Annotated in this window: 11 protein-coding genes and 1 pseudogene; 5 read left to right on the plus strand and 7 right to left on the minus strand. The window is 65.5% G+C overall.

Annotation, left to right across the window (positions count from 1 at the left end; translation table 11 throughout):
• Positions 1-116: 116 nt before the first annotated feature.
• The 3 genes from rsmH to WB785_RS16185 form a co-directional block, all read right to left on the minus strand.
• Positions 117-1349 (minus strand): 16S rRNA (cytosine(1402)-N(4))-methyltransferase RsmH, encoded by a 1233-nt coding sequence (rsmH, locus tag WB785_RS16175; RefSeq protein ID WP_424080331.1) that lies wholly within the window; start codon positions 1347-1349, stop codon positions 117-119.
• Complete coding sequence (gene mraZ, locus WB785_RS16180) at positions 1324-1755, minus strand: division/cell wall cluster transcriptional repressor MraZ (protein WP_424080338.1); 432 nt, start codon at positions 1753-1755, stop codon at positions 1324-1326. Before mraZ ends, rsmH begins: the two co-directional genes overlap by 26 nt.
• A 309-nt stretch (positions 1756-2064) precedes the next feature.
• A complete protein-coding gene (locus tag WB785_RS16185; protein ID WP_424080332.1) occupies positions 2065-2466 on the minus strand; it encodes a DUF3040 domain-containing protein in 402 nt (133 codons plus the stop codon).
• A 217-nt stretch (positions 2467-2683) separates the two neighbouring features.
• On the opposite strand from WB785_RS16185, the gene WB785_RS16190 reads away from it, so the two are divergent.
• Both WB785_RS16190 and WB785_RS16195 read left to right on the plus strand, forming a co-directional pair.
• Complete coding sequence (locus WB785_RS16190) at positions 2684-3283, plus strand: GNAT family N-acetyltransferase (RefSeq protein ID WP_424080339.1); 600 nt, start codon at positions 2684-2686, stop codon at positions 3281-3283.
• Positions 3284-3396: 113 nt separating this feature from the next.
• Positions 3397-4041 carry an LppM family (lipo)protein gene (locus WB785_RS16195; protein WP_424080340.1) on the plus strand — a complete coding sequence of 215 codons (645 nt, stop codon included), beginning with the start codon at positions 3397-3399 and terminating at the stop codon, positions 4039-4041.
• Positions 4042-4057: 16 nt separating this feature from the next.
• Here the strand turns inward: WB785_RS16195 and WB785_RS16200 are convergent, their stop codons facing one another.
• Entirely contained in the window at positions 4058-4948 is an 891-nt protein-coding gene (locus WB785_RS16200) for a mycobacterial-type methylenetetrahydrofolate reductase (protein WP_424080333.1), read from the minus strand.
• Positions 4949-5121: 173 nt separating this feature from the next.
• Here WB785_RS16200 and idsA2 point away from each other — a divergent pair, with 173 nt between their 5' ends.
• Positions 5122-6171 (plus strand): bifunctional (2E,6E)-farnesyl/geranyl diphosphate synthase, encoded by a 1050-nt coding sequence (gene idsA2, locus WB785_RS16205; RefSeq protein WP_424080341.1) that lies wholly within the window; start codon positions 5122-5124, stop codon positions 6169-6171.
• A gap of 5 nt (positions 6172-6176) precedes the next feature.
• On the plus strand, positions 6177-7694 hold the full coding sequence (locus WB785_RS16210) for an alpha-(1->6)-mannopyranosyltransferase A (RefSeq protein ID WP_424080334.1): 1518 nt from the start codon (positions 6177-6179) through the stop codon (positions 7692-7694).
• On the opposite strand, the gene WB785_RS16215 is transcribed toward WB785_RS16210, so the two are convergent.
• Complete coding sequence (locus tag WB785_RS16215; RefSeq protein WP_424080335.1) at positions 7688-8092, minus strand: Rv2175c family DNA-binding protein; 405 nt, start codon at positions 8090-8092, stop codon at positions 7688-7690. The two genes, WB785_RS16210 and WB785_RS16215, sit on opposite strands and share 7 nt — an antisense overlap.
• An 81-nt stretch (positions 8093-8173) precedes the next feature.
• Between WB785_RS16215 and WB785_RS16220 the strand changes: the two genes are divergently transcribed.
• Positions 8174-9403, plus strand: a complete 1230-nt coding sequence (locus tag WB785_RS16220; protein WP_424080336.1) for a protein kinase domain-containing protein — start codon at positions 8174-8176, stop codon at positions 9401-9403.
• Between the two features lie 2 nt (positions 9404-9405).
• On the opposite strand, the gene WB785_RS16225 is transcribed toward WB785_RS16220, so the two are convergent.
• Positions 9406-10794 (minus strand): class II 3-deoxy-7-phosphoheptulonate synthase, encoded by a 1389-nt coding sequence (locus tag WB785_RS16225; protein ID WP_424080337.1) that lies wholly within the window; start codon positions 10792-10794, stop codon positions 9406-9408.
• A 45-nt stretch (positions 10795-10839) separates the two neighbouring features.
• Positions 10840-11114: pseudogene (locus WB785_RS16230) on the minus strand (polyadenylate-specific 3'-exoribonuclease AS); the annotation flags it as partial.

Here is an 11114-nt window from a genome sequence, read left to right on the forward strand (position 1 = left end):
AGCCCGACGCGCAGGGGCCGCATCGGCCGGCCGACGCCCCGAGCTCCGGGAAGCTCCGCTCTGCGCGCGCCGACGATCCCCGCCGCGCGGTGGTGGTGTTTCACGCTTGGCGTTCATCAGCCTCCCCTCCTTGCTGCCTCATGCCCCGATGTCAGGCGTTGCAAAGCACGAAGTCTCACCGGGGCACTCCGCGGGTTCTGTCGAACCTCGACATCGCCCGCGCGTTCGGCGCCGCGCGTCAGCGAGCTGAATTTCGGTCCGTGACCGGGGAGTTCGACCGGTAGATCCGGTGGCGTGCTGGAGGTGGCGGCCTCGGCGAACACTCGTTTGACGATGCGGTCCTCAAGCGACTGGTAGGCCAGCACCACGATGCGTCCGTCGATGGCCAGTGCATCCAGCGCGGCGGGGATGGCGTCGCGCAAGGCGTCCAGCTCGCCGTTGACGGCAATACGCAGCGCCTGGAATGTCCGCTTGGCGGGGTGCCCTCCGGTGCGCCGGGCCGGCGCCGGAACCGCTTGGTAGACAAGCTCTACCAGCTCGCCGGTCGAGGTGAACGACGAGCGTGCGCGGCGGCGGATGATGTGTGTGGCGATGCGGCGGGCGAAGCGCTCCTCGCCGTACCGGCGCAGAATGTCGGTGAGCGCGGCCTCATCGTAGGTGTTCACGATCTCGGCGGCGGTCAGCGCTGCGGTGGGGTCCATCCGCATGTCAAGTGGCGCGTCCTGGGCATAGGAGAAGCCGCGTTCACTGCGATCGAGCTGCATCGACGAGACGCCGAGATCGAAGAGTATCCCGTCCACGGATTCGGTTGCAGCGTAACCAGATTGGGCCAGGGCGTCGCCGATTCCGTCATACCGGGTCTGGATCAGCGTGAGCCGGTCAGCGAATTGCGCCAGGCGGGTGCGGGCAATGTCGAGCGCGGTCGGGTCGCGGTCGATGCCGACCAGCCGCAGCCCCGGCAGCTCGGTCAAAAACCGTTCGGCGTGGCCGCCGGCACCAATGGTCGCGTCGACCAGCACTGCCCCAGATCCGTCTGGATTCTCACGCGTGAGCGCGGGGGTGAGCAGCTCGACGCAGCGCTCGAGCAGCACTGGCACATGACCGAAACCACCAGTGGCGTCAGGCACGACAACACCTTCCCGACGTAAGGCATGGCGGGCGACCCGCTGCGACCGGCTGCGCCGCCCTTGCGATCGCCCGCTGAATTGGTGGGCGGCTCGGCGGGCCCCTGCATCGAGGTCCCTGTCCGACAGCACGAACCTGGCGTTGGGGAAGTACGTCAGGGTCGGTTCGGGCAGAGGCCACGGTGCACGGGCACGCGCCTCAGATAATGTCGCCGAGTGCTTCATCGCTGGCTGCGGAGAAGTTCTCTTCGTGGGTCTGTTGGTATTCCTGCCAAGCCTGTGCATCCCAGATCTCGAGGTAGTCAACCGATCCGATGACCACGCAGTCCTTCGAGAGGTTGGCGTAGCGGCGGTGGTCGGCCGACAACGTAATCCGGCCTTGCGCATCGGGATGCTGTTCGTCGGTGGCGGCGGCCAGATTTCGCAGGAACGCTCTTGCCTCCGGGTTGCTTCTTGATGCCTTGCTGGCCCGGCGGGCAAGTTGCTCGAATTCCGCTCGGGGATAAACAGCCAGGCTGTGGTCTTGGCTCTTGGTGACCATTAGCCCTCCTGCCAGCGCGTCGCGGAACTTGGCGGGCAGTGTGAGCCGCCCTTTGTCGTCGAGCTTCGGGTTGTAGGTGCCGAGAAACATCTGGCCACCTCCCCGCCTTTCGACTTCCGCCACCATACCCCACAATCCCCCACTGCGCTCCATTTAACGACAGGAAAATCACCATTTGGTGTCGTTTTGGCAGGATCTCGGTCACTCACCGACAGCGCCAAGGCCAGCGCGGTATGAGCGATCCCACCGCTGAACCAACTTTGAGCTGCAGTTATTACTTAAGTGGGGCGGAGTGGGTGATGGTGAGCGCGAAAAGCCGGGCTACGTGTCGCGAAGGGATCTCATCCGGCACAAACAAAAATGGGCAGCCAACCGGCTGCCCTTACGCTCACGTCGACGTTATTCCTCGAAGCGCCGGCGGAACCGGTCTTCCATGCGGCTGGTGAAGGAACCGCCGGCACCCTTGCTTCGGCGCTGACGCGCGCTTGTCGACGCTCCGGGCCGTTCCCCCCGACCGGACAGTCGCGGGCCGGTGATGGCCACCACGACGCCGCCGAACATCACAACAAAGCCAACCACCGACAGGATCGGAAATGGCCCGGCCCAAACGGCCTTAAATGGCACCCCGCAGACCAACATCGCGAGACCGAGCACAAACAGCCCAGCGCCCTGCAGCCGTCGCCGTGCGGTCGGCGCACGCAGCCCCCCGCCGCGAACACTGGAGGCGAATTTGGGGTCTTCGGCGTAGAGAGCGCTCTCGATCTGGTCGAGCATCCGCTGCTCATGATCGGAGAGTGGCATTCGTCCCTCCTTGCCGAAAAGCTGTACGTAACTACCGATAGCACGTGGATGCCCGCTGTGCGAGCAACTAATCAGAATGATACGAGGTCAATCAGCGTCATACCACTGCTTCGCCTGCTGATTGTAACCGCCCACCCCATGGCATCCACGCGCTGACGCCGCGCCCGATAATGGGATGGCAGCACCGCACCGGACGACCGACGAGGAGACCCGCGAATTGGCGACATTCCTCATCAACCTGCCGCCGCAAGATATGCAACGGCGTCTGGGCGACGCCCTGGGCGTCTACGTCGATGCGATGCGCTATCCCCGCGGCACAGAGAGCCAGCGCGCCGCCATGTGGCTCGAGCACACCCGGCGACACGGCTGGCAGGCCGTGGCCGCCGTGGAGGTCGACGGCCCGGCCGGGGAGACGCCGTCGTCGGGCGACCTCAGCGACGCACCCCTGCTCGGCGTCGCCTACGGCTACTGCGGCGCACCCGACCAGTGGTGGCAGCAGCAAGTGGTGGCCGGGTTGCAACGCGTTGGCTTCCCCGGCCCGGAGATTGCCCGGCTTATGGGCAGCTACTTCGAGCTGACCGAATTGCATATTCATCCCCGCGCCCAGGGCCGCGGCCTGGGAGAAGCGTTGGCGCGGAGGCTGCTTGCCGACCGCGGCGAGGCCAACGTGCTGCTGTCGACCCCGGAAATCAATGGCGAAGCCAATCGCGCCTGGCGGTTGTACCGTCGGCTCGGATTTATCGACATCATTCGCGGCTATCACTTCACCGGCGACCCACGAGCGTTTGCGATCCTCGGGCGCAAGCTCCCGCTGTAGCCGCACACCGCCGCCATCAGGTCTGGCACGATGACCTGGTGCGTGCCAGCGGTAGCCAGCGCTTCGCCCACGGGTTCACTGCGCGTCGTCGTCGACGCCTGGCGGCCTGGGCGATGCTTTTCCTGGTGCTACCAGTGCTGGCTGGATGCGTCCGGGTCCGGGCGTCGATCACCATCTCTCCCGACGACCTGGTGTCCGGAGAGATCATCGCGGCGGCCAAACCGCGCAACGACAAGGACACCGGCCCGCAGCTGGATCCCAATCTGCCGTTCAGCCAGAAGGTGGCGATCTCAAAGTACGACCGCGACGGCTACGTGGGTTCACAGGCGGTGTTCTCCGACTTGACCTTCGCCGAGGTGCCCGAGCTGTCGAATATGAACTCCGACGCCCAGGGCGTGAACCTGTCCCTGCGCAGGGCGGGCGACCTGGTGATCCTGGAGGGACGGGCGGACCTGACGTCGCTGACCGACCCCGACGCGGACGTCGAGCTCACGGTCGCCTTCCCAGGCTCGGTGACATCAACGAACGGCGACCGCGTGGACCCCGAGACGGTGCAGTGGAAACTCAAGCCAGGCATCGTGAGCATGTTGTCGGCTCAGGCCCGCTACACCGATCCGAGCACCCGCTCGTTCCGCGGCGCGGCTCTTTGGCTGGCGCTTTCGTCGCTGGTGGTCGCCGGTGTGGTGGCGCTGCTGGCCTGGTACAGCCGCGACCGCTCGCCGCGATTCGCTGAGCCCAGCGACCAGCAATCAGACTGACCCGCGAAACGCAGCGTTAGCTCGCCGGCGACCAGTAGTCGAGCAGCTCGGTGAACGTCTCGAATGCGGGAGCGGAATTGCCGTAGGTGGCCTCGAGATGGATGCTGAGCGGAAAGCCGAGGCCGACGACACCGTCGATTACCCGCTTGTACAGATCGACCATCAGCTTGCGCTTCTGGTGGGGCTCGGTGGTGGCCAACGTCTTGACGAACGCCTGCTCCTGCGCGACGGCGGCGTTGCCGGGATCTTGGATGAGCCAGTTGATGAAACCAACCCGGTCCTCCAACTTGGGTACAAAGCCGAACGACAACAGGATTTCCGGTCGATGGTCGGTCCGCTCGGCGAACTCGGTCAGGAAGCCGACGAGCGCGTCGGAGTAGAGCAGTTGGGTCTGAGCGAACGTCGCGCCCTGATCGCACTTGAATTTAAAACGACCGGCTTCGTCAGCCCGGGTGGGGATCAGGATGACGCCGCGGTTGTCCACCAGCTCGCGATAGATCGACAGGGCGTCGGTTGGCGCGACGCCGGAGCCCTCGCCGTCGGCCATCGTGCGGGGCACGCCGACGAACACGATCCCATCGATGCCGGCGCCGACCAGATCACCCAGCCGTCGGCGCAAGGACTGCTCATCCATGAAAGCGGTGACCTGGCTGCACAATCCACGCACTCCGGGCAATTCCGGTTTGATGATGGACCAGAAATCCAGCACATCGAGCTTCGGCTTCATCTCGACCGGCCGGTCATCCTCCTCCTCGATCAAACCCGGCATCATCAAGTGCCCGATCCGCCCGTCGAGGCCAAATTCCGCGGACAGCGCCACCACCTTGTGGGCGTCTTCGAGAGCCTGCTCCGCACCACGCTCCACGTTCGTGGGTACCAGCTCGACCGCGACTGTGTTCAAGGTCAACGGGTTACTCCTCATGAGTGGGCGCGGATCACCGACAGCATAGGCGACCCGGGTCGGGCAAAATCCGCTGGACAGCGCGGCGCCGAATAGACTTGGCGGGCCATGACTGAAGCCGACCAGGAAGGGGCGTCGCGCTGAGCGTAGAAGCAGCGGCAACCGTCGAGTTGGGCCATATCCTCACTGCCGTCACCGACCAGTTGCGCAAGTATCTACACGACCGCCGCAGCGCGGCCGCCTACATCGGCGGCGACTATCAAAGCCTGATCGCCGGCCTCGAAGAGTTCGTGCTCAGCGGCGGCAAGCGGCTGCGCCCGGCCTTCGCCTACTGGGGTTGGCGTTCGGTGTCGAGCAAAGAGGCCGACCCCCAAGTACTGCTGTTGTTCTCGGCGCTGGAGCTACTGCATGCCTCGGCACTGGTGCACGACGACGTGATCGACGACTCGGCGACTCGGCGGGGCCGGCCCACCACCCATGTGCAGTTCGCCGCGTTGCACCGCGACCGGCAGTGGCGTGGACCGGCCGACCAATTCGGACGTTCGGCAGCGATCCTGCTCGGCGATCTTGCGCTGGCGTGGGCGGACGACATCGTCACGGGCGTCGACTTGCCGCCGGATGCGCGCCGCCGGGTGCGGCGAGTGTGGGTCGACATCCGCACCGAGTTACTCGGCGGTCAATACCTCGATATCGCGGCCGAGGCCAGCGCCGCCGAGTCGATCGCATCGGCGATGAACGTCAACACTTTTAAGACCGCCGCCTACACGGTGTCGCGTCCACTGCAGTTGGGGGTGGCGGCCGCCGCCGACAGACCCGACGTGCACACCCTTTTCCACGAGGTCGGTACCGATCTGGGTGTCGCATTCCAACTGCGCGACGACGTGCTGGGAGTGTTTGGCGATCCGGCCGTCACGGGCAAGCCGTCCGGGGACGACCTGCGGTCTGGCAAGCGGACGGTGCTGCTGGCAACCGCGGTGGAATTGGCCGACAAGTCAGATCCGGCCGCCGCCAAGCTGTTACGCGCTTCGATCGGTACCGACTTGACCGACGCCCAAGTGACTGAGTTGTGCGGGGTCATCGAGCGGGTCGGCGCGTTGGCCGCAGCCGAGGAACAGATCGACACGCTGACCCGGCGGGCGTTGGCCACGCTGGCCGACGCACCAATCCACGCGGCGGCTAAGACCGGGCTTTCCGAGATTGCCAGATTAGCCGCCAACCGGTCAGCCTGACTCAGATGCCCACCCGCGCGTCAACCCCGACTGCCGACTCGACTACCGGTCAGGCACAACACTTTTCACGATTGCGGGAGTTCATCGCCACAGCCGAGGGCCGACCGGCGCTGTTGGGCTGCCTGGGCGCCGCGCTGATCACTGTGGGTGGACTCGGCGCAGGCAGCACGAAACAACATGACCCGCTGCTGGAGTCGCTGCACCTGTCCTGGTTGCGCTTTGGCCACGGGCTGGTGCTGTCTTCGGTACTGCTGTGGGTGGGCGTCGCGTTGATGCTGACCGCGTGGTTGTGGCTGGGCCGTCGTGTGGTCGCCGGTGACGCGAGCGAATACACCATGGTGGCCACCACCGGTTTCTGGCTGGCACCGCTACTGCTGTCGGTGCCGGTGTTCAGCCGTGACACCTACTCGTATCTGGCCCAGGGCGCACTGCTGCGCGATGGCCTGGACCCGTATGCGGTCGGCCCGATCGAGAACCCGAACCCGTTGCTGGACAACGTAAGTCCGATTTGGACCATCACGACGGCACCGTACGGTCCGGCATTCATCATGGTTGCCAGACTGGTCACGATGCTGGTGGGCAATCATGTGATCGCCGGGACCATGTTGCTGCGCCTGTGCATGCTGCCCGGCCTGGCGCTGCTGATCTGGGCGACGCCCCGACTGGCCCGCCATCTCGGCGCCAATTCACCCGTCGCGCTGTGGATCTGTGTGCTCAACCCGTTGGTGATCGTCCACCTGATGGGCGGGGTGCACAACGAGATGCTGATGGTGGGCCTGATGACCGCCGGCATCGCGCTGACTTTTCAACGCCATCATGTCGCGGGCATCGGGCTGGTCGCCGTCGGGGTCGCGGTGAAGGCCACGGCCGGAATCGCGCTGCCGTTTCTGGTTTGGGTGTGGATGCGCCATCTGCGCGATCGCCGCGGATACCGGCCGATAGGCGCCTTTGCGGCGGCGAGCGCGATGTCTTTGCTGATCTTCGTCGCGGTGTTCGCGGTGTTGTCCGGTTTGGCCGGGGTTGGGCTGGGCTGGCTGACCGCGCTGGCCGGTTCGGTGAAGATCATCAACTGGCTGACCATCCCGACTGCGACCGCGAACCTGATCCACACCATCGGAGGATTGTTCTTTCCGGTGAATTTCTATGCGGTGCTGCAGGTCACCCGCGCCGCGGGCATCGTGATCATCGCGGTGTCACTGCCGCTGCTGTGGTGGCGATTCCGGCACGACGACCGTGAGGCGCTCACCGGTATCGCGTGGGCGATGGTCGTCGTCGTGTTGTTCGTTCCCGCTGCCCTGCCGTGGTACTACACCTGGCCGCTAGCGGTGATGGCCCCGCTTGCCCAGTCGCGCTTAGCGGTTGCGGCGATCGCCGGATTCTCTACCTGGATAATGGTGATCTTCAAACCCGATGGCGCACATGGCATGTACTCGTGGATCCACGTCTTGCTGGCGACGGCGTGCGCGGTGATCGCCTGGCGAACGCTGTCTCGCGCGCCGGAGCCGGAGCCGACGAGTCAGTAAGCCATCGCCTGCGCCCGGCGCAGCACTTCGCGCGCCTGGTGGGCGTGCAACGCGTCGACCGGCCGGGCGTTGCTCATGGCGTCGCGGGTTCCATCCCGGGTAACGGTCAGCGACGGGTCGGGGGTGAACAGCCAGCGCACGATCTCGGTGTCGCGGTAGCCGCCGTCGTGCAGCACCATCAGCAATCCGGGCAGGCTCTTGACCACCTCGCCGGAATCGGTGAAAAGGGCCCGCGGCACCACCACGTCGCCGGCACGCCGCACCGCCACCAGATGACCTTCCCGCAGATGCTGGTGCACCTTGGTGACCGGTACACCGAGCAACTCGGCGACGCCGGGAAGATCGTAGGTGGGTTCGTCGGGGTCCAGAACGTCGTCGCCGGCCGGAATCCTGCTCACCGACTTAGTGTAGGCCGGGCATGCTCCTTATTTCGGCGCGCGAAGAAGAGATTTCAGGCGCGGTGCGGACCGCCACCTACGATGAACCCCGTGGCTGCCGCGACGCACGATCCCCTCGAGGGCACGTTGCTAGACGGGCGATATCGCGTTGCGACCAAGATCGCCACCGGCGGAACCTCGACGGTGTACCGCGGCCTCGACACCCGTTTGGACCGCCCGGTGGCGCTGAAGGTGATGGATTCTCGCTACGCCGGCGACCAACAATTCCTCACCCGCTTCCAGCTCGAGGCCCGCACGGTCGCCCGGCTCAAAGATCCCGGACTGGTCGCGGTCTACGACCAGGGGCTGGACGCCAGACACCCGTTCCTCGTGATGGAACTCGTCGAGGGTGGCACGCTGCGCGAGTTGCTATCCGAGCGTGGGCCAATGCCACCGCATGCGGTCGCGGCGGTGCTTCGCCCGGTGCTGGGCGGGCTGGCCGCCGCGCATCGCGCCGGTCTGGTGCACCGCGATGTCAAACCCGAAAACGTGTTGATCTCCGACGAGGGCGATGTCAAAATCGTCGACTTCGGGTTGGTTCGGGCCGTCGCCGCAGCCGGAATCACTTCCACCAGCGTCATTCTCGGCACCGCCGCCTACCTGTCGCCCGAACAAGTCCGGGACGGAAACGCCAGCCCGCGAAGCGATGTCTATGGCGTGGGCATTGTGGCCTATGAGTTGCTCACCGGGCAGACCCCGTTTTCCGGCGACTCGGCATTGTCGGTCGCATACCAACGCCTTGATACCGACGTTCCCGTCCCCAGCACGATGATCGCTGGCGTTCCCGAACAATTCGACGAGCTGGTCGGTCGCGCGACAGCGCGTGATCCCGTCGCCCGCTACGCAGACGCACAGGAAATGGGCGCCGCACTCGAAGCGATCGTCGACCAGTTAGCGCTACCGGAATTTCGGGTGCCCGCGCCGCGCAATTCCGCGCAGCACCGCTCGGCCGCGCTGCATCACAGCCAGATCGAGCAACACCAGACCACGGAACCGCAACAACCGCCGGCCCAACGGCCGCGGGTGCACCATCCCACTCGTGAGTTGACCCGCAAGCCCGAGCACCGGCCGGCTAAACCCGGCGCGCCGAGCGATAACGAATACCGGGAAATATCAGGACAATTCGCTGGGATCGACCTGATCGAGTTCGCGCTCGAGCGCCAGCACGCCCGACGCATGGTGCTGATCTGGCTTGCGGTGGTGTTGTCGGTTACCGGGATGGTTGCCGCCGCGGCATGGACCGTCGGCAGCAATCTGAGCGGATTGTTCTAGGTTCAGTCCCGCAACATTTCGGCAACCAGGAACGCCAGCTCCAAGGACTGCTGAGTGTTCAGCCTGGGGTCGCAGGCGGTTTCGTAACGACCGCTCAGATCGGTTTCCGAAATGTCTTGAGCCCCACCTAAACACTCGGTGACATTCTCTCCGGTGATCTCGACGTGGATACCACCGGGGTAGGTGCCCAGCGCGCGGTGCACCTCGAAGAAACCCTGCACCTCGTCGACAATGCGGTCGAAATGCCGTGTCTTGTAACCAGTGGACGACTCGTGGGTGTTGCCGTGCATGGGATCGCACTGCCAGATCACCTGATGACCGGTGGCTTGCACCTTTTCGATGATCGCCGGCAACAAGTCGCGCACCTTGTTGTTGCCGAGTCGGCTCACCAGGGTCAACCGCCCCGGCTTGTTGTGCGGGTCAAGGCGCTCAACGTATTCGACGGCTTGCTCCGGTGTCGTTGACGGTCCGATCTTGACACCGATCGGGTTCGCGATCACCTCGGCCAGCGCAATGTGCGCGCCGTCGAGTTGCCGGGTCCGGTCGCCGATCCAAAGGAAGTGCGCCGACAGGTCATACAGTTGCGGCTCACCGTCCTCGGCGTTGGAGAGCCGCAGCATGGCCCGCTCGTAGTCGAGCACCAAAGCTTCATGGCTGGCGTAGATTTCGGCGGTCTGCAGGTTGCGGTCGGCCACCCCGCAGGCGCTCATGAATTTCAGACCCCGGTCGATCTCGCTGGCCAACGCCTCGTAGCGCGCGCCCGCCGGCGAGGTCCGGACGAATTCCCGGTTCCAGTCGTGCACCAAATGCAGCGACGCCAGCCCCGAAGATGTCAGCGCGCGCACCAGGTTCATCGCCGCACCGGCGTTGGCGTAAGCCCGTACCAGCCGCGACGGGTCATGCTCGCGTGCCGCGGCGTCGGGGGCGAATCCGTTGACCATGTCGCCGCGGTAGGAGCGCAGCCCGAGCGCGTCCAGGTCCGACGACCGGGGCTTGGCGTACTGCCCGGCGATCCGGGCCAACTTGACCACCGGCACGCTGGCGCCGTAGGTCAACACCACCGCCATCTGCAGCAAGGTGCGGATATTGCCTCTGATGTGCGGTTCGGTGTTGTCGACGAATGTCTCGGCGCAGTCGCCGCCCTGCAGCAGAAACGCCTCTCCCCGGGCTACCTGGGCCAGCATGTCCTGTAGCCGCACGATCTCCGACGGCACCGTCACCGGGGGAACACTCTCGAGGACCGTCCGCACCGGCTCGACCTGCTCGGGCGTCCAACTGGGCTGCTGTGCGGCGGGCTTGGCCAGCGCGGCGTCCAGCCGGGCGCGCAAATCCACCGGCAGCGGAGGCAGCGGCGGCAGCTGCTCGATTGGTACGTCAACGGTCCAGTTCACCCGTCTATGGTAACCGGGCGCAACAGCCGATTTTTCAGGCCGCGATCAGGGCGAATGCTGATCGACCGAGCCAACCGCACCGTCTGAAGAGGTGATCACCCGGTATCGCTGCAGCTGGTCTCGAGCATCAACCAGCGCGTCGTGCACATCCGGCGACCGGCGCGGCAGGGGTGGGCTGCCGCGCTCTTCCCAGAGCTGGCGCAGCTCACGGGTGAATCGCGGCATCGCCCGCGGCAGCTCGGTCATCGGGCCCCACAACTGGCACAGCACCACATGGTCGTAGGCACCGACCCAGGCCCACAGCTCGATCGGCTCAGCGC

Origin of the sequence: Mycobacterium sp., assembly GCF_049585075.1 — a bacterium.
Taxonomy (GTDB): Bacteria; Actinomycetota; Actinomycetes; order Mycobacteriales; family Mycobacteriaceae; genus Mycobacterium.

Bases quoted from the DNA above. Each gene is read 5' to 3' on its own strand.
- WB785_RS16185 (WP_424080332.1), bottom strand. From the start codon at position 2,466: ATGCCACTCTCCGATCATGAGCAGCGGATGCTCGACCAGATCGAGAGC.
- mraZ (WP_424080338.1), bottom strand. From the start codon at position 1,755: ATGTTTCTCGGCACCTACAACCCGAAGCTCGACGACAAAGGGCGGCTC.
- WB785_RS16220 (WP_424080336.1), top strand. From the start codon at position 8,174: ATGAACCCCGTGGCTGCCGCGACGCACGATCCCCTCGAGGGCACGTTG.
- WB785_RS16195 (WP_424080340.1), top strand. From the start codon at position 3,397: ATGCTTTTCCTGGTGCTACCAGTGCTGGCTGGATGCGTCCGGGTCCGG.
- WB785_RS16210 (WP_424080334.1), top strand. From the start codon at position 6,177: ATGCCCACCCGCGCGTCAACCCCGACTGCCGACTCGACTACCGGTCAG.
- rsmH (WP_424080331.1), bottom strand. From the start codon at position 1,349: ATGAAGCACTCGGCGACATTATCTGAGGCGCGTGCCCGTGCACCGTGG.